Origin of the sequence: Mesobacterium hydrothermale (assembly GCF_035818635.1) — a bacterium.
GTDB classification, from domain to species: Bacteria; Pseudomonadota; Alphaproteobacteria; order Rhodobacterales; family Rhodobacteraceae; genus Mesobacterium_A; species Mesobacterium_A hydrothermale.
The window spans coordinates 1-17,855 of the sequence record NZ_JAYLLH010000001.1 but is presented as its reverse complement, the minus strand read 5'-3'; the positions used below and the strand labels follow the sequence as shown (position 1 = coordinate 17,855).

Annotated in this window: 18 protein-coding genes; 9 read left to right on the top strand and 9 right to left on the bottom strand. The window is 64.4% G+C overall.

What is annotated here, in order from left to right; all coding sequences use genetic code 11:
* The first annotated feature begins 134 nt into the window (after nt 1-134).
* The 3 genes from VK792_RS00090 to VK792_RS00080 are packed head-to-tail and all read left to right on the top strand — an operon-like array spanning nt 135 to nt 2,119.
* The gene (locus tag VK792_RS00090; protein ID WP_326295092.1) at nt 135-479 is read left to right on the top strand and encodes a YbaB/EbfC family nucleoid-associated protein; all 345 of its coding nucleotides are present in this window, start codon (nt 135-137) and stop codon (nt 477-479) included.
* Between the two features lie 20 nt (nt 480-499).
* Nucleotides 500-1,093, top strand: a complete 594-nt coding sequence (gene recR / locus VK792_RS00085) for a recombination mediator RecR (RefSeq protein WP_326295090.1) — start codon at nt 500-502, stop codon at nt 1,091-1,093.
* A gap of 60 nt (nt 1,094-1,153) precedes the next feature.
* A complete protein-coding gene (locus tag VK792_RS00080; protein WP_326295088.1) occupies nt 1,154-2,119 on the top strand; it encodes a hypothetical protein in 966 nt (321 codons plus the stop codon).
* Between the two features lie 75 nt (nt 2,120-2,194).
* Here VK792_RS00080 and VK792_RS00075 read toward each other — a convergent pair whose 3' ends face one another.
* Nucleotides 2,195-2,947: a DUF1013 domain-containing protein gene (locus tag VK792_RS00075; RefSeq protein ID WP_326295495.1), complete on the bottom strand. Its 753-nt coding sequence runs from the start codon at nt 2,945-2,947 to the stop codon at nt 2,195-2,197.
* Nucleotides 2,948-3,086: 139 nt separating this feature from the next.
* Here VK792_RS00075 and VK792_RS00070 point away from each other — a divergent pair, with 139 nt between their 5' ends.
* Nucleotides 3,087-3,716 carry a ribonuclease T2 family protein gene (locus tag VK792_RS00070; RefSeq protein ID WP_326295086.1) on the top strand — a complete coding sequence of 210 codons (630 nt, stop codon included), beginning with the start codon at nt 3,087-3,089 and terminating at the stop codon, nt 3,714-3,716.
* A gap of 3 nt (nt 3,717-3,719) precedes the next feature.
* On the opposite strand, the gene VK792_RS00065 is transcribed toward VK792_RS00070, so the two are convergent.
* The gene (locus VK792_RS00065; protein WP_326295494.1) at nt 3,720-5,177 is read right to left on the bottom strand and encodes an MORN repeat-containing protein; all 1,458 of its coding nucleotides are present in this window, start codon (nt 5,175-5,177) and stop codon (nt 3,720-3,722) included.
* 157 nt (nt 5,178-5,334) lie between these two features.
* On the opposite strand from VK792_RS00065, the gene VK792_RS00060 reads away from it, so the two are divergent.
* Complete coding sequence (locus VK792_RS00060; RefSeq protein ID WP_326295083.1) at nt 5,335-6,993, top strand: NAD+ synthase; 1,659 nt, start codon at nt 5,335-5,337, stop codon at nt 6,991-6,993.
* Nucleotides 6,983-7,852, top strand: a complete 870-nt coding sequence (locus VK792_RS00055; protein WP_326295082.1) for a DMT family transporter — start codon at nt 6,983-6,985, stop codon at nt 7,850-7,852. Before VK792_RS00060 ends, VK792_RS00055 begins: the two co-directional genes overlap by 11 nt.
* Before the next feature lie 3 nt (nt 7,853-7,855).
* Here the strand turns inward: VK792_RS00055 and VK792_RS00050 are convergent, their stop codons facing one another.
* Nucleotides 7,856-8,245 (bottom strand): metallopeptidase family protein, encoded by a 390-nt coding sequence (locus VK792_RS00050; protein ID WP_326295080.1) that lies wholly within the window; start codon nt 8,243-8,245, stop codon nt 7,856-7,858.
* Between the two features lie 132 nt (nt 8,246-8,377).
* On the opposite strand from VK792_RS00050, the gene wrbA reads away from it, so the two are divergent.
* Nucleotides 8,378-8,995: an NAD(P)H:quinone oxidoreductase gene (gene wrbA, locus VK792_RS00045; RefSeq protein ID WP_326295079.1), complete on the top strand. Its 618-nt coding sequence runs from the start codon at nt 8,378-8,380 to the stop codon at nt 8,993-8,995.
* Nucleotides 8,996-9,139: 144 nt separating this feature from the next.
* A complete protein-coding gene (locus tag VK792_RS00040; RefSeq protein ID WP_326295077.1) occupies nt 9,140-9,691 on the top strand; it encodes a 2OG-Fe(II) oxygenase in 552 nt (183 codons plus the stop codon).
* Nucleotides 9,692-9,768: 77 nt separating this feature from the next.
* Here VK792_RS00040 and VK792_RS00035 read toward each other — a convergent pair whose 3' ends face one another.
* The 5 genes from VK792_RS00035 to VK792_RS00015 all read right to left on the bottom strand — a co-directional run bounded on the left by VK792_RS00035 (nt 9,769) and on the right by VK792_RS00015 (nt 14,783).
* Nucleotides 9,769-10,698 (bottom strand): MBL fold metallo-hydrolase, encoded by a 930-nt coding sequence (locus tag VK792_RS00035; protein WP_326295075.1) that lies wholly within the window; start codon nt 10,696-10,698, stop codon nt 9,769-9,771.
* 113 nt (nt 10,699-10,811) lie between these two features.
* Entirely contained in the window at nt 10,812-11,165 is a 354-nt protein-coding gene (locus VK792_RS00030) for a YigZ family protein (RefSeq protein WP_326295073.1), read from the bottom strand.
* Nucleotides 11,166-11,213: 48 nt separating this feature from the next.
* On the bottom strand, nt 11,214-12,749 hold the full coding sequence (locus VK792_RS00025; RefSeq protein ID WP_435404813.1) for a cryptochrome/photolyase family protein: 1,536 nt from the start codon (nt 12,747-12,749) through the stop codon (nt 11,214-11,216).
* Nucleotides 12,743-13,408 carry an SDR family NAD(P)-dependent oxidoreductase gene (locus tag VK792_RS00020; protein ID WP_326295070.1) on the bottom strand — a complete coding sequence of 222 codons (666 nt, stop codon included), beginning with the start codon at nt 13,406-13,408 and terminating at the stop codon, nt 12,743-12,745. Before VK792_RS00020 ends, VK792_RS00025 begins: the two co-directional genes overlap by 7 nt.
* A gap of 94 nt (nt 13,409-13,502) precedes the next feature.
* On the bottom strand, nt 13,503-14,783 hold the full coding sequence (locus VK792_RS00015; protein WP_326295069.1) for an NAD(P)/FAD-dependent oxidoreductase: 1,281 nt from the start codon (nt 14,781-14,783) through the stop codon (nt 13,503-13,505).
* 445 nt (nt 14,784-15,228) lie between these two features.
* Between VK792_RS00015 and VK792_RS00010 the strand changes: the two genes are divergently transcribed.
* Nucleotides 15,229-16,791 (top strand): 2-isopropylmalate synthase, encoded by a 1,563-nt coding sequence (locus tag VK792_RS00010; protein WP_326295068.1) that lies wholly within the window; start codon nt 15,229-15,231, stop codon nt 16,789-16,791.
* 62 nt (nt 16,792-16,853) lie between these two features.
* Here VK792_RS00010 and VK792_RS00005 read toward each other — a convergent pair whose 3' ends face one another.
* Complete coding sequence (locus VK792_RS00005; protein WP_326295493.1) at nt 16,854-17,735, bottom strand: 2-dehydro-3-deoxygalactonokinase; 882 nt, start codon at nt 17,733-17,735, stop codon at nt 16,854-16,856.
* Between the last annotated feature and the right edge of the window lie 120 nt (nt 17,736-17,855).

Genomic DNA, 17,855 nt, shown 5'->3' with positions numbered 1-17,855 from the left:
GACCGGGATGGCCGGTTTCGCCCGCGCCGAGGGCTGTCTTGGCCCACCCTACTTGTCCATTGCCGTGGCGGCTGCGATAACGCTGCTTAACGTGATCTGGGCCGTGCGCGGCCCCCGCATTCGGAGGAAACGATATGCTGAAGGGATTGGGCCAGTTGGGCGACATGGCCAAGATGATGAAACAGGCGCAAGAGATGCAGGCCAAGGTCATGCAGCTTCAGGAGGACCTGAAAACCCTGATGGTGACCGGTGAATCCGGCGCCGGGCTGGTCAAGGCGACCTGCACCGCCAAGGGCGAGTTGAAGGGGCTGGACATCGACCCGTCGATCTTCGTGCCGTCGGAAAAGGAAGTGGCCGAGGACCTGATCCTTGCCGCGATCAAGGACGCGCAGGCCAAGGCCGAGGCCAGATCGGCCGAAGAGATGGGCAAGATCACCGAGGAACTGGGCCTGCCGGCAGACATGAAGCTGCCGTTCTGATCCTTGCGCCGGGGCAGGCCGTGAGCAGCAACAACGATATCGATGCGCTGATCGAGATGATGGCGAAGCTGCCGGGGCTTGGGCCCCGGTCGGCGCGGCGCGCGGTGTTGCACATGATCCGCAAGCGGGCGCTGTTGCTGGCGCCGCTGTCCGAGGTGATGGCGACGGTTGCCGCCACCGCGCGGGAATGCCTGAACTGCGGCAATGTCGGCACGTCGGACATCTGCGACATCTGCGAAAGCGAAACCCGCGCGAATGGCCAGTTGTGCGTGGTCGAGGACGTGGCAGACCTGTGGGCGCTGGAGCGGTCGGGCATCTTCAAGGGCCGGTATCACGTTCTGGGCGGCACCTTGTCGGCGTTGGAGTCGGTCGGGCCGGACGAGTTGCGGATTCCCAAGCTGCTGGCGCGGATCGACAACGAGGCGATCAGCGAAGTGATCCTTGCGCTGAACGCCACGGTCGACGGCATGACCACCGCCCATTATATCGCCGACCAACTGGACGGCCGGGTCACGGTCACGTCGCTGGCGCAGGGGGTGCCGGTGGGCGGCGAACTGGACTATCTTGACGACGGCACCATTTCCGCCGCGCTGACAGCGCGCAAGCCGATGTAGCCGGCATGGCTTTTCAGGGCGCACGGGGCGCCCGTTCGGAACCACTTTGAGGGGCTTGTTTTGACCAGGGCACATGCATTTTTCGCCGCGGCGCTGTTACTGGCGTGCGGGTTGGCCCCGGCCGGGAGCGCGGGCACGATCACGACGACACTGGGCGGCAGCACCTATGTGATCGACAACGCGCCGCTGTCCAGCGCCGACACGCTGTCGCGCGAACTGGGGTTCGGCATCGGCACCACGGCGTTGCGCGCTCATCGGGCCGAGCGTGGTCCGTGGGTCGGAATGTTCCGCGACACCGGGCGCAGCGACCCGGGCGGCGCGCAGGGCGCGGATCATACCGACAAGGGGTTGGTCGCGGGCTTTGGATTTGGCCGAAGCGGGGTTTCGGCCTTCGTGGGCTTTGGCCAGGGCGAGGCGAAATTCGATGACGGGCTGCATGAAACCCGGTTCCGATCCTATTTCTATGGCCTGTCGCTGGCACGGGAAACCGGGGGCTTGCACTATGACGTGGCGGTTTACATGGGCAATAGCCACAACAAGGTCATGAGCGGCCCGGCGGCGTCGGGCAGTGGCGATTTCGACGGGCGGCTATATGGTGTGGCGCTGCGCGGCACCGGGATGCTGACGCAGGGCGGTGCCGGGCTGCCGGCGCTTGACTATGCGGTACAGGCCAATGTCGTGACCCACGAGACCGAGGATTACCCGCTGTCGGGCTTGGGCGGCACGGTGGACCGGCGCAGCATGCTGTCGCACGCGCTGCGGATCGAACTCGGGATGCCGATGCAGTCGGGCGCTGCCAGCCTGCGCCCTTACCTGGCGTTGACCACGCTTGGCGGCGATCAGGACGCGATCACCTTTGCCGCGTCGGGTGCATCAACCCGTTTCGGCGCCGCGGATGTGCTGTCGGGCACGCAGGCCGCGATTGGCGTCGGTTTTGGTCGGGGCCGAATGCAGGGACGGGCGGAAATCGCCGGGGACACCGATGGCAACGACCGGATGTCGCTGTCGCTGGGCTGGCGATTCTGAGCCAGCCGCGACGACCAAAGAAAAACGCCCGGCGGGTCCTGACCACCGGGCGTTCTGCTGTCTGAGGCAATGCGATCAATCGTCGTCGCTGTCGTCGTCGTCGGGCAGGTTGAAGAAGCTGTCGGCGTCGAGGAATTCGCCATCGCCGCGCTTGTCTTCTTCGTCGTCATCGTCGCCGCGCGGATCGGACAGGCTGAAGGTTTCCAGCCCTTCGATCGCGGTCGGGATCTTGGGTTCGGACGGCATGTCGAGGCTTTGTTCGGTCGACACCAGCTTGCGGCGCTCGTCGTCGTTCATGACCGAGTCGGTCTTCTTCGCGGCCTTGGCGACGGCGGCGTCCAGTTCGGTCTGACGGCACAGGCCCAGCGCGACCGGGTCGATCGGCTGCATGCTCTGGATATTCCAGTGGGTGCGCTCGCGGATCGACTGGATCGTCGGCTTGGTGGTGCCGACCAGCTTGGCAATCTGGCCATCGGACAGTTCCGGGTGGAACTTGACCAGCCACAGGATCGCGTTCGGGCGGTCCTGACGCTTGGACAGCGGGGTATACCGCGGACCGCGACGCTTTTCTTCGCCGGCGGCGGCCGGGTTGAACTTCAGCTTCAGCATGTGCAGCGGGTCGTTCTCGGCCTTGTCGATTTCGTCTTGCGTCAGCTGATTGTTGGCAATCGGGTCGAAACCCTTGACCCCAACCGCCACGTCGCCATCGGCGATGCCCTGGATTTCCAGTTCGTGCATGCCGGTAAAGTCAGCAATCTGCTTGAACGTCAGGGTCGTGTTGTCCACCAGCCAGACGGCGGTGGCCTTGGCCATCAGCGGTTTGCCCATCATGTTGCATCTCCTTCGTGCAAGTCTTCCCCGGCCCCGGGCTTTTGGCCCAGAGGTCCCGGTTTTATCCGGGACAGGTTACCGTTGTCGGGGAACTTGGGGCGTATATAGTCGCGCGGGTCGAAAAGGGGAAGAGAAAATGCGCCTGCTGCTTGTTCTGCTGTTGACTGCCACGCTGGCCCGTGCCGAGGGCGAGCGCACGGGGGTGTTTGACTATTACGTCCTGAGCCTGAGCTGGTCGCCCAACTGGTGCGCGCTGGAAGGTGATGCACGGAATTCGCCGCAATGCGACCCGGCCGAGGATTTCGGCTGGGTGCTGCACGGGCTGTGGCCGCAGTACCATCGCGGCTGGCCGTCCTATTGCCCCACGGTGGAACGCAACCCGTCACGCAGGGAAACCGAGGCGATGGCCGATATCATGGGGACATCGGGGCTGGCGTGGTACCAGTGGAAGAAACACGGGGTCTGTTCCGGGCTGTCGCCCAGCGCCTATTACGCGCTGGCGCGCGAGGCGTATGGCAGGGTCCAGCGGCCGCCGGTGTTTCGCAAGCTGAAGGACCCGGTGACCCTGCCCGCGAAATTGGTGGAAGAGGCGTTCCTGAAGGCCAACCCGGGGCTGGAACCCGACATGATCACGATCACCTGCAAGGCTGGCCGCATCCAGGAGGCGCGGGTCTGCCTGTCGCGCGAACTGTCCCCTGTGCCCTGTGGGCGCGACGTGGTGCGCGACTGCACGCTGAAGAACGCGCTGCTGGACCCGCTGCGCTGAGACCTAGTTGCCGTCGGTCGCGGCGCCTTCGGCACCACCTTCGGGGGCGACGGGGGCCGCCGGCGCATCATCGGTCAGGGCGCCGTTGATCCAGTCGCCGGTCGCCTCTTCCCCGGTGGCGTAACGCATTGTGCCGGGGCCCTGGCGCTTGCCATCCTTGAAGGTGCCTTCGTAGATATCGCCGTTGGCATAGGTCGCAACACCCTTGCCGTTGATTTCTCCGCGCCGCCATTCGCCGGTGTATTTGAACCCGTCGGGCATGCGCAATTCGCCCTGCCCGTCGCGTTCGCCATTGGCGAACTGGCCTTCGTAGACGGTGCCATCGGGATAGGTGACCTTGCCCTGCCCCTGGCGCTGGCCGTCGACCCATTCGCCTTCGTAGCGGTATCCGTCGGAATGGGTCATAACGCCATATCCGTCGTTGCGGGCGTTCTTGAACTGGCCTTCGTAGACCAGACCGTTGGGATAGGTGGCCTTGCCCTTGCCCTCGATCACGCCCTCGACCCATTCGCCGTCATAAGTGGCGCCGTCGGGATAGGTGATCTTGCCCACGCCATTCGCCAGATCGCCCCGGAACTGGCCGACATAGACCGAGCCATCGGGATAGGTGACCTGCCCCTGCCCTTCGATCTGGCCCGCGACCCACATGCCGGAATAGACATAGCCATCGGTGCCGCGGAACGTGCCCTGGCCCTGACGCTGGTCGTCTTCGAAATCGCCTTCGTAGACATCGCCGTTGGCATAGGTGACCTTGCCCTTGCCGGCGCGGCGCCCGGCGACAAGTTCGCCTTCGTAGACGTCGCCGTTGGGCTGTGTCAGCTTGCCGGTGCCGTCGATCTGGCCGTCGCGCCACATGCCTTCGTAGACCAGGCCATCGGCCATCGACAACTTGCCCTGCCCGGACCGCAGCCCCTTGGACACCCGGCCTTGGTAGACCGAGCCATCGGGATAGGTGATCGTCGCGTTGCCTTCCTTCACACCGTTGACCCAGTCGCCGTCATAGACATAGCCGCCGGGCGCGGTCATCACGCCCTTGCCATGGTGCATGGCGTTACGGAAGCTGCCTTCGTAGCGGGTGCCGTTGGCGTAGGTCATCACGCCCTGCCCGGTGATCTTGCCGTCAAGCCATGTGCCTTCGTAGGTGCCGCCATCGGCAAAGACGATCTTGCCGACGCCGTCGGGCTTGCCCTTGGCAAAGGTGCCTTCGTAGACCGACCCGTTGGGGAAGCGCGCGACGCCCTTGCCGCGAATTTCGCCATCGACCCATTCGCCGGTGTATTCATACCCGTTCGGCAGCCGGTAGGTGCCGGTGCCGTGCTGCAGCCCGTTCTGGAACGTGCCTTCGTAGATGCCGCCGTCGTCATATTGCTTGGTGACAACGTCGCCATCCTGCGCGCTGGCGGCGGTTGCCAGTACCAGCCCGGCCAGCAGAGTTGCTGCCAATACCCTGTTCGGATGCATCGTCATTCGGCCTGCTCCCCCGTCGGATTCTTGTGTCTGACCCCGGCCAAAACCTATGCGACCGTACCGGGGCTGACAATCTCTTTTGCCGCTCACGGCTTTTCACCGCGCGTCGATCTGATACATGGGCAGAAGATGCAGCAAAAGGGCAGGTCCGATGACTGACCGCTTCCGCGTGACACTGGCGCAGCTGAACCCCACGGTGGGCGACCTGGATGGCAACGCCGCCCAGGCCCGCATGGCATGGGAAACCGGAAAAGAGGCAGGGGCCGACCTGGTCGCCCTGCCCGAGATGTTCATCGCAGGTTACAACGCGCAGGACCTGGTGATGAAACCGGCGTTTCACACCGACGCGATCCGCGCGGTGGAACAGCTGGCCAAGGACTGCGCCGACGGGCCCGCGCTGGCCATTGGCGGGCCCTGGGTCGAAGGCACGCAGCTGTTCAACGCCTATTTCATCTGCCGCGGCGGGCGCATCACCGCGACCGTGCTGAAACATCACCTGCCGAATGAAACCGTGTTCGACGAGGTGCGGATCTTCGACAGCGGCCCGATTGGCGGGCCCTATTCGGTGGGCAACACCCGCATCGGCTCGCCGATCTGCGAAGACGCATGGCACGAAGACGTGGCCGAGACACTGGCCGAAACCGGGGCGGAATTCCTGCTGGTGCCCAACGGCTCTCCCTATTACCGCAACAAGTTCGAAACCCGGCTGAACAAGATGATCGCGCGGGTCGTGGAAACCGGGCTGCCGCTGATCTACCTGAACATGACCGGCGGGCAGGATGACCAGGTGTTCGACGGCGGGTCTTTCGCGCTGAACCCGCATGGCGAACTGGCGGTGCAGTTCCCGGTCTTCGAAGATCACATCGGCCATATCGACCTGGAGCGCGGGCCGGACGGATGGCGCATCGTGCCGGGCGAGGTCAGCCATCACCCCGACCTGTTCGAACAGGATTACCATGTGATGGTGCTGGCGCTGCGCGACTACCTGCGCAAGTCGGGGTTCAAGAAAGTTTTGCTGGGCATGTCGGGCGGCGTCGATTCCGCGCTGGTGGCCACGATCGCCGCCGATGCGCTGGGGCCGGAGAACGCGCGCTGCGTGATGCTGCCGTCGGAATATACCTCTCAGGCGTCGCTGGAAGATGCCAAGGCGTGCGCGACCAACCTTGGGTGCCGCTATGACTTTGTCCCGATCACCGAAGGGCGGCAGGCGATCACCAACACGCTGGCGCCGCTGTTTGCCGGCACCACGCCCGACCTGACCGAGGAAAACATCCAGTCCCGCCTGCGCGGGCTGCTGCTGATGGCGCTGTCGAACAAGTTCGGGGAAATGCTGCTGACCACCGGCAACAAGTCCGAGGTCGCGGTGGGCTATGCCACGATCTATGGCGACATGGCGGGCGGCTATAACCCGATCAAGGACCTGTACAAAACGCGGGTCTTCGACATCTGCCGCTGGCGCAACACCAACCATCGCGACTGGATGAAGGGCAATCCGGGGGCAGTGATCCCCGACCGGATCATCACCAAGCCGCCCAGCGCAGAACTGCGCGAGGATCAGAAGGACAGCGACTCGCTGCCCGATTACCCGGTGCTGGACGGCATCCTGAACATCCTGGTCGATCTGGACGGATCGATCGCCGATTGCGTTGCCGCGGGCTTTGACCGCGCCGATGCCAAGAAGGTGGAACACCTGCTGTTCATCAGCGAATACAAGCGGTTCCAGTCCGCCCCAGGCGCGCGACTGTCGAAACGGTCGTTCTGGCTGGATCGCCGCTATCCCATCGTGAACCGCTGGCGCGATGACGGCTGAGTTGTTGCCGCCGCTGTTCGGGCTGATGGCGGCAATGCTGTTCGGGATCAACGTCTACATTCAGGGCCGGGGCCTGGCCGCGACCACGGGGTTGCACGGCGCGTTCCTGTCGGTGGCAGCCACGGCGGGACTGTTCTGGCTGCTGGCGCCCTTTGTCATCGACTGGCGCTGGTTCGCCACCGCCGGCGCAGCGATTTTCGCGGCGACGGGGCTGTTCTTTCCGGCCGCTGGACAGGGGTTGCAGATTGCCGGGGTCAGGCGCGTCGGGCCGGCGCTGACCGCCGCGCTGGGGGCATTCACGCCAGTGTTTTCCGGGGTCATCGCGGTGGCCTTCCTGGGGGAGGTGTTGGGCCTGCAATCGGGGCTTGGCTTTGCGCTGATGGTGCTTGGGCTGATGCTGGCGGGGCTGAAGACCCGCAACATCCCGCGCGGTTTTCCACTGTGGGCGTTGGCGATCCCGCTGGGGGCGTCTTTCGTGCGGGGCATCGCGCAGGTGTTCACCAAGCTGGGCATGCAGTCGGTGCACAGCCCGTTCTTTGCCACGTTGCTGGCGGCGACGGTGTCATCCGGGGTCCTGGCGCTGTTGCTGCGGCGGAACGGACAGGCGGTGGTGCGCGGGCTGAACCGCAGCCACAGTTGGTTCATCGCCAGCGGCGCGATCAACGGGCTGGGGATTCTGGCCCTCAATTCGGGGATCGCGCGGGGCGAATTGACCATCGTTGCGCCAATGGTGGCAACCACGCCGCTGTGGACGCTGGTGTTCGGGATCACGGTTTTTCGCACCGAACGCCTGCATCTGCGGCAGTTTTTGATTGCAGGAATGGTTGTCGCCGGGGCGGTGCTGCTGGTGACACGATAGGCGCTATTCCCACCAGCGGTCGATTTGCGCAATGTCGTCATCCGACCAGCCGAAGTGATGCGCCAGTTCGTGCACCAGCACATGGGCGACCAACCGGGGCAGGCCGATATTTCCGCGGTCGTGCCATTCGGCCAGGATCGGCCGCCGGAACAGCCAGATCACATCGGGGCCATAAGGCTGATCCCAAACGCTTTTTTTCGTCAACGGGATCCCTTCGTAAAGGCCCGTCAGGTCCAGCGGATCGGCGATTTCCAGATCATCGAGCATATCCTGGGACGGCCAGTCGACGATCTGGATCACCACCTCTTGAGCGGCGTCGCGGAACGGCGCGGGCAGGGTGTTCAGCGCATCCTGCGCCATGTCCTGAAACTGGCTGAGGCCGGGACGTGTCATTGGGTGGATATGGCATTGCGCCGAGGCGTTAGAAAGATCTGCGAATTCGCACATGACTTGCGCAATATCTAAAGGTGCAAACATTTTCGCGCAACACTATTTGAGTGTCAGAACGCAGACAGGAGCCGCGACATGACCAAACCCAAAATCGCAATCATCTATTATTCCACCTATGGCACCAACCATGCCGTGGCCAGCGAAGCCGCCCGCGCGGCAGAGGCCGCAGGGGCCGAGGTGCGCCTGCGGCGCGTGCCCGAAACCGCGCCAAAGGACGTGGTCGCCGGGCAAGAGGCGTGGCAGGCCCACCTGGACGCAACCGCAAATATCCCGGAAATCAGCCATGACGACATGGCCTGGGCGGATGGCTATTTCTTTGCCGCGCCGACCCGGTTCGGCAGCATGCCCAGCCAGTTGCGTGCCTTCATCGACACGCTGGGCGGGCTGTGGTTCACCGGCGAACTGGCCAACAAGACCGTAACCGCAACCACGTCGGCGCAGAATGCCCATGGAGGGCAGGAAAGCACGCTTCTGGCGTTCTATACCAGCCTGATGCACTGGGGCACGATCGTGGTCACGCCGGGCTATACCGATGCCGTCGTGTCCGAGGCGGGCGGCAATCCCTACGGCTTTTCCGCAACCAACGGTGTGTTTGACGACAAGGGCCGCGCCGCCGTTGCCCATCAGGCACGCCGGTTGGTGCAGGTGACCGCAAAGCTGGCTCAGCAAGCTGAAACCGCCGCCGCGGCCTGATCCGACCGGGTTGTAAGAAACAGCGGTCCCGCAATGGCGGGGCCGCTTTTTTGATGTCGCTTTCCGGCCATCTGTCGCATTCCGACGGGATCGGCGGAGAGAACTGCGCCAAACGCTCCTCTTCCTTTGACCGATGGTGCCAAGATGATCGCCGTTCACAGCATTCCCGACGCCTTTTCCCGCGATGATTGCGCCCGCATCATCCAGATCGCGCGCGATGCCGACAGCGCAGATGCGCGGCTTGTCGGTCAGACCCGCGACCACAACCTGCGGCGCGCTGATCTGGTCTGGCTGGATGACGTGCCTGGCACCGACTGGGTGATGGGCCGGATCATCGACGTTGTGCGCGAGGCGAACCGCGCGGTCTACGGCTTTGACCTGAACGAATTTGCCGAAAGCGCACAGGTGGCCCGGTATGGCGCAGAGCGCGAGGGCCATTTCACCTGGCATTCGGACGTGGGTGAAGGCGCGCTGGCACGCAAGCGCAAGCTGACCATGGTGGTCCAATTGTCAGAGCCCGACACCTACGACGGCGGGGTGTTGCAGGTGATGCCCAGCAGTTCGACGCTCGACGCGCCCAAGGCGCAGGGCACCGCCACGCTGTTTCCGGCCTACCTGCTGCACCGGGTCAGCCCGGTGACGCAAGGCGAACGGTTTTCGCTGACGATCTGGGCCCACGGCCCGGCGTTTCGCTGACAGTCAGATAGCAGGGCGGGCGCGGCCGTCAGGCCGCGCCCGCCCCCGGGCGACGCGCGTCAGGCGCGGCGCAATCCTTAGCTCATCATCAGCTGATAGCTGTGCGGGACATACTGGAAGCCGTCGCCGCGGGTTTCGACATAGCCCAGGGCCGGGAACGGCATGTGATAGCCGATGAAGGGCACCTTGTCGGCGGCCAGCATCCCCAGAACCTTGCGGCGCGACGCGGCCGCGGCGGCCTTGTCGGCGTCGAACTTCACTTCCCAATCGGGATAGGCCAGCGACCAGACGTAATGATTGGCCAGATCGGCGATCAGCATCAGCTGCTGGCCGTTGCTTTCCACCATGTAGCCCATGTGGCCCGGCGTGTGACCGTTGGCCAGAACCGAGATGATGCCCGAGGTGACAGACCCGCCATCGGCCAGGAAACTCATCTTTTCGGCCAGCGGGCGGACGGATTTGTCAAAGCCTTCATTGCCGGCACCGGCCCAGAAATCGTATTCCTGCTGGCCTGTGACATAGGCAGCATTGGCGAAGGTCGGAGCGCCGTCGGTCATCAGCCCGCCGATGTGGTCGCCGTGCATGTGGGTCAGCACCACATGGGTGACCTGGTCGGGCGTATAGCCCGCAGCGGTCACCGCCGCCGCGATGCCTGCGCCGTTCAGGCCGGTGTCGAACAGGATCAGTTCGGCCCCGGTGTTGATCAGCGTCGGCGTAAAGAAGAACTGCGCCTTGTCGGTCGGGATATGCGCGGCGGCCGAGGCGGCGGCGAATTCATCCGCGCTGACATTCATGCCGAAGATGTTTTGCGGTTCAGGTACGGTGCGGGTGCCGGCCATCAGGGTCGACACCTCGAACCCGCCCAGCATGAAGCGGTTGACCTTGGTCATCTGCGCGCCCTGCATCGGCGCCATCGCCTGCGCACGCCCGGTCATCGCGGCGGCAAAGGGAATGGCGGCGGCCCCGGCAAGGGCGGCGCGGCGGGTCAGTTTCACGGAATCAGTCATGGTCTCTCCCTCCATGTTGGATTTGGCGAAACGATAGCGCGGATTTTGTCCCGGTCTTGCCCGTTCACGGCGTCGTGATTGTGCATTGCCGCAGGGCGGTGGTGCCGGAATGCTTACCCTTGCAGGTCCGCAAGGTAGATCCGCACCGCCTCCTGCACGTGGCGGAACCGGTCGCCGCCAAGGTGCTTGCCGCCGTACCAGCGGGTCACGACAATGATGTGATTGTGCAGCGCTTCGCGTTCCAGCATCCGCAGGATCACCATGCCCGCGCCGGATTCGCCATCGTCGTTCTTGATTGGCCCGGCGTCTGTGATAAGCCCCCAGGTGTTGTGCGTCGCCTTGGCGAATTTCTTGATCCGGGTAAGGTTCTTGAGGAAGACGCGGGCGTCGTCCTCGGACTGGCAGGGGCCGCCGGAAACCGCGTATTTCGACCCGCGGTCAGAGATGATGTTTTCCAGGATGCGCATGGACAAGGGTTTAGGGCATTGGCGCCGGGAAGGGAAAGGGGGGGGCTGTCAGACCCGCTGTCCGGCGTCCAGTTTGGCAAGGAACGCCTCGGCGTCCTTCAGCACGGTGTCGCGGCGGGCGGCATCCATCCGCTCCCATGTCCGGTACATGTTGCCCATGCGCGGGTTGCCGTCGAACCGGTCGCGGTGGCGGACCAGGAAATGCCAGTAAAGCAGGTTGAACGGGCAGGCCCCCTGCCCCGTCTTCTGCTTCACGCTGTAGGCGCAGGTTTTGCAGTAGTCCGACATGCGGTCGATATAGGCCCCCGAGGACACATAGGGTTTCGACGCGATGATCCCGCCATCGGCAAACTGGCTCATCCCCACGGTATTCGGGGCCTCGACCCATTCGAAGGCGTCGGCATAGACCCGCAGGTACCAGTCATGCACCTGCCCCGGATCGACGCCCGCCAGCAGGGCGAAATTGCCGGTGACCATCAGGCGCTGGATGTGGTGGGCATAGGCTTCGTCCCGGGTCTGTTCGACGGCGGCGGACAGGCAGGCCATGTCGGTGGGGGCGCCCCAGTAGGCGGCGGGCAGGTCACGCGACTGGCCCAGCGCGTTGCGGGAGGGATAGTCCGGCCCTTCGAGGAAATAGATCCCGCGCACGTATTCGCGCCAGCCGATGATCTGGCGGATGAAGCCTTCGGCAGCATTCAGCGGCGCGTGGCCACGGCGATAGGCGTCTTCGACCGCGCGGCAGATGTCCAGCGGGTCAAGCAAGCCGATGTTCAGATAGACCGAGATCACCGAATGATAGAGGAAGCGGTGGCCGGCCAGCATCGCATCCTGATAGTCGCCGAACCTGGGCAGGGCGTGGGTGACGAAGGCATCCAGCGCCTGTTGCGCCTGTTCGGCATCGGTGCCGAACCAGAACGGGCGCAACGTGCCGAAGCTGTTGCCGAAGCGGGCCTCGACAAGGTCCAGCACCTCTTCCGTCACTGGGTCGGGGGTGAACCTGGGCGGGCCGTCGGCGTCGATGTCGCCGGGCGCGGGTTTGCGGTTGTCGTGGTCATAGTTCCATTGACCGCCCGTCGGTTGGTCGCCGTCCATCAACAGGCCGGTCTTGCGGCGCATCTCGCGGTAGAAATATTCCATCCGCAGCGCCTTGCGGCCCTTGGCCCAAGCGTCGAACTCCTTGTGGCTGGCGATGAACCGGTCGTCTTCCAGCAGGGTCACCGGCAGCGGCAGGTCGTTCAGCAGGCCGATCAGGCGCCATTCGCCGGGTTCGGTCGCGATCACCCGTTGCGCACCGGTTTCGCCCGCCCGGCGCAGCAGTTCGCCGGGAATCGACCCGGAGTTTTCGGTGTCGTCCAGTTCGGTATAGCGCACATCCCAGCCCGCTTCGCGCAGGCGGGCGGCGAATTTGCGCATCGCGGCGAAGATCAGGGCGATCTTTTTCGGGTGGTGCTGGACATAGCTGGCCTCGTCCGCGACCTCGGCCATCACCACCACGTCGCGGGCCTTGTCGGCGGCTTTCAGCGCGGCGACGGTTTGGGTCAACTGGTCGCCAAGGATCAGGATCAGGCGGGGCGTGGTCACCACGCGACCTCTTTGCCCGCCCAGTCAAAGAAACGGCCGGTGTCAGCCGGGGTCAGCCCGTCGATCACGCGCAGCAGGTTTTCCGCCGCTTCGGCCGGTGGCACCGCCGGATGACGGCCAAGGTACTTGCGGGTAAAGTCGGTCTGCACCGTGCCCGGATGCAGCGCCACCACGGACAGCTGTTTATGGGTGCGCGCCAGTTCGATCGCGGCGCAACGGACCAGTTGGTTCAGCGCGGCCTTGGCGGCGCGATAGCCGTACCAGCCGCCCAGACGGTTGTCGCCAATGCTGCCGACACGGGCCGACAGCGCGGCAAAGACCGCGCGGCGATCGCGGGGCAACAGGTGCGCCGCGTGCTTCAGGACCAGCGCGGGCCCCATCGCATTCAGCGCGAACTGGTCCATCAGCGCCTTTGGCTCCAGCGCCCTGAGGGATTTTTCCGGTTCCGCCCCGTCGATTTCCAGCGCACCGGTGGCGACAAGGATCAGATCATACGAGCCCTCAAGGGCCGCCAAGTGGGCGCGGACCGCGGAGTCGTCGGTCACGTCCAGCCCGTCGCGTGACCGCGACAGGGCCGTCACCTGGACCCCGCGGGCCGTCAGGGCGGCGGCAATCGCCGTGCCGATGCCACCCGATGCGCCGATGATCAATGCCCGTTCCATGCGTCCTCCTGTGTCGGGGGTGGACCTAGGCCTGCGCAGGAAAAGGAAAAGGGCGACCCGAAGGCCGCCCTTCGCCGGACCGGATACCCGGTGGTCAGGCTTTTTCTTCCAGCTTGGTGATCTTCATCATCCGCATGATGATGCGTTCATAGACGGGCTCGCTGACGCCCTTCTTCACCTTGCGCATGAAATACCATTCGAAGGCCAGCTTGGCCCAGTGGACCCACCGCCCTTCGCTGGCCCAGTTGACGTTGCGCGGCGGGATCTGCGGCATTGCCAGGAAGGCCGCGCCGCGATCGCCGAAATCGGCCAGGCACAGCGCGTTCCAGGTGGGTTTCTCGTTCGGTTCCTTGCCGGCCATGACGCGCGGGATGTTGTGCGCGGTGGCGGTGACCATGGATTCGATCATGAAGCCGGTCTTGGGCACGCCGGTGGGCACCGGGGTCGGGTCCTTCGGCGCGATGGCGATACAGACGCCGATACCGAAGATGTTGGGGTATTTCGGATTGCGCTGGTATTCGTCGGTGATGACAAAGCCGCGCGGGTTGACAAGCCCCTCGATCCCCATCAGCGGCGGGATGCCCCGGAACGCCGGCAGCATCATCTTGTATTTCGCCGGGATCTCGCGGTCACCCTTGGGATTGCCGTCGTCGTCATGGGCGGTGATGTGCACCGCGTCGGCGGTGAACTTGTTGGTCTTGGCGTTGGTCACCCACTTGATGTCACGGTCACGCAGGATGGATTCCAGCATCCCCTTGGTATCGCCCACCCCGCCCAAGCCAAGGTGGCCGATATAGGGTTCAGAGGTGACGAAGGTCATCGGCACCTTGTGGCGGATCTTGCGGCGGCGCAGGTCGGTGTCGATGGTCAGCAGGTATTCGTAGGCCGGGCCGAAACAGCTCGCGCCCTGGACGGCACCGACAACAATCGGGCCGGGATCGGCGCAGAACGCATCCCAGTTCTTGCCCGACACCTCGGCATGTTCGATCGAACAGACAGAGGCGGTGTGCCCGCCGTCGGGGCCAAAGCCTTCGATTTCGTCAAAGGCCAGCGCCGGGCCGGTCGCGATGACCAGGTAGTCGTAGGTAACCTCTTTGCCGCTGGCCAGGGTAAGGGTGCTGGTTTCCGGGTCAAGCTTGACGGCGGCATCGCAGATGAACCCGATCTTGCGGCGCTTCATGACCGGCGCGAGGTCGATCGTGATCTCTTCCTTCTTGCGCCAGCCGACACCGGCCCAGGGGTTCGAGGGGGTGAACTGGAAATAGGGTTTGTCCGAGATCACCGTGATCTCGTCGTTCTTGCCCAGCGATTCCCTGAGTTCATAGGCCTGGATGGTTCCCCCCAGACCGGCCCCCAATACGACTACATGCGCCATGCCCGTTCTCCTTTCGACGGTTGCGTCTTCGTCCCAAGCGTGGGCATTCGGTCGGTCATTTGCGGGTTGCGGCCGATTTGTCCCACCCCCCGCTCTCGTCGGGCCACCGGCGCAGAGCAGTGCATAATCTTACCGCATATCCGCGCACCGCGTGACTTGACCCAAATCAATTGCGACCGTGATCCCGCGTTCGGAAGGCAAACTTATGCGGGGAAACCATGTTTTCTTGGGGTTTTCTTTTGTCCGAAAGCGGGTATACCAGCCCCCATGATGACTTTTGGCCATATCCCGACCCTTGCTCGCCGTTCGGCAGCGGTTGCGCTTGGCCTGATTCTTCTTCTAATCCGCCTCTGAGCGTGCCGTCCCGGCGCGTCCGCTCAGAGGAGACCCGCATCGCGCCGACGTGATCCCGGAAGAAGAACACCTGCAAAAGAGAATTCCTGACATGACCGACACGACCAAAGACCGCGTGCTCATTTTCGACACGACGCTTCGCGACGGCGAACAATCCCCCGGCGCGACCATGACCCATGACGAGAAGCTGGAGATTGCCGAGCTTCTGGACGAAATGGGGGTCGACATCATCGAGGCCGGTTTCCCGATTGCCTCCGAAGGCGATTTCCGCGCCGTGAGCGAGATTGCCGAGCGGTCGAAGAACTCGACCATCTGTGGCCTTGCCCGCGCGCAACTGCCCGACATCGACCGCTGCTGGGAGGCGGTGAAACACGCCGCCAGCCCGCGGATCCACACGTTTATCGGCACCTCGCCGCTGCACCGTGCGATCCCGAACCTGTCGATGGACGAAATGGCCGACCGGATTCACCAGACGGTGACCCACGCCCGGAACCTGTGTGACAACGTGCAATGGTCGCCGATGGATGCGACCCGGACGGAATGGGATTATCTGTGCCGGGTGGTTGAAATCGCGATCAAGGCCGGCGCGACGACAATCAACATCCCCGATACCGTCGGTTATACCGCCCCGCGCGAAAGCGCCGACCTGATCAAGCGCCTGATCGAAACCGTGCCCGGCGCGGACGAGGTGGTGTTTGCCACCCATTGCCACAACGACCTGGGCATGGCGACGGCCAACGCGCTGGCCGCCGTCGAAGGCGGGGCCCGGCAGATCGAATGCACGATCAACGGTCTGGGCGAGCGCGCCGGCAACACCGCGCTGGAAGAAGTGGTCATGGCGCTGAAGGTGCGCGGCGACATCATGCCGTTCTACACCGAGATCGACACGACCAAGATCATGCACATCTCGCGCCGTGTTTCGACGGTGTCGGGCTTCCCGGTGCAGTTCAATAAGGCCATCGTCGGCAAGAACGCCTTTGCCCATGAATCCGGGATCCACCAGGACGGGATGCTGAAGAACAAGGAAACGTTCGAGATCATGCGCCCCGAGGACGTCGGCATCGCCGGAACCTCGTTGCCGCTGGGCAAGCATTCGGGCCGCGCGGCGCTGCGCGCCAAGCTCAAGGACCTGGGCTATGACGTGGGTGACAACCAGCTCAAGGACATCTTCGTGCGGTTCAAGGAACTGGCCGACCGCAAGAAAGAAGTGTTCGATGACGACGTGATCGCCCTGGTGAGCGCGACAGCCGATGGAGGCGACCATCTGCAACTGGTGAACCTCAAGGTCACCTGCGGCACCGGCGGCCCCGCCACGGCCGAGATCGAGATGGACGTGGACGGCAAGGAAATGGCGGCAGAATCGCGCGGGGACGGTCCGGTCGACGCAGCGTTCAAAGCCGTCCGCAAAGTCTATCCCAACAGCGCGCGGCTGCAGCTTTACCAGGTGAACGCGGTAACCGAAGGCACCGACGCGCAGGCCACCGTGTCTGTCAGGCTGGAAGAGGACGGCATGATCGCCACCGGCCAGTCGGCGGATACCGATACGGTTGTGGCATCGGTCCGGGCCTATATCGCGGCGCTCAACCGGTTGATGGTGCGGCGCGGCAAGACCGGCAAGGACGTGAAAGAGATCAGCTACAAGGACGTGCACTGATCCTTTTCTGACGACTGCGGGAACGCCCGGATCGCACTGCGGTCCGGGCGTTTTTCTTTGCCTTATGTCTTGGCGTGGGCGGCGGTCAGGCCCGACAAAGTCGCCTTGGACGCGTCGATCATCTGCGGCGCCAGCCCCTGTGCGGTCAGCGCAGCGGCATAGGTATCGCAAAGCGGCGCATCGCCGATGATCGCCACCCTCTGGCCCAGCCAGTAGGGCCGCAGCGCCGCCAGTTCGGCCCCGATCAGGAGACCCGACAAGCGGGCGCGTGCCGTTGGACCGGACAGGCCGTGCAGCAGCCCCTCGGCCCGCAGGCCGAACAGCCGCACGGCCAACGCCTCTGGCCGCGCCATCGCCTCGGCCACGGCGTCGGCAAAGGCGGCATCGTCCCAGCCGTCGGACAGCCCGTGGCGCAGGACGGATTGGTTTGCCAGCAGGGCAAAAATCTCTCCGGTCATGGACGTGCGGAAGCTGACCACCTCGCCGGCAGAGACCTGGACCCATTTCGTATGAGTGCCCGGCAGGCACAGCACGCCATCAAAGCGCGGGTCTTGCGCCAGAACCCCGGCGATCTGGGTTTCCTCGCCCCGCATCACGTCGGCGGGACGGTCCTGTTTCAGCCCCGCAAGGATGCGCACGTCAAGCCGGGGGTCGTGAACCTGCGGCCGCACGCATCCGCCTGCGTCAGGCGCGCAGGGCACAGAGGCGTAGGGGGCCTCTTGCCAACCTTGCCGCGCCCCCGCCATGCCGCAGATCACAACTGCGATCGGGCTGTCCGGCAGCCAGTCCTGCACCAGGGTCAAAAGCGCCGCTTCGAAATCGCCCGGTGACAGCGTTCCCATGCCCGCGTCTGAACGTGCGACCGCCAGCGGAGTGTCGCCATGCATGGCCCAGGCACGGACCTGTGACGTGCCCCAATCCACGGCGATCCAGTCCGGTGTCACGGTCATGTTCTGCCCCTTCGACGGTGAAATTTCTCAAGCCCGTTCCTAGTGGATTGATCGCGACAAACGAGTCCGAATTGGGATTCCCATTTGGTGCTGGCCGTGCGAGTCATGCTGATG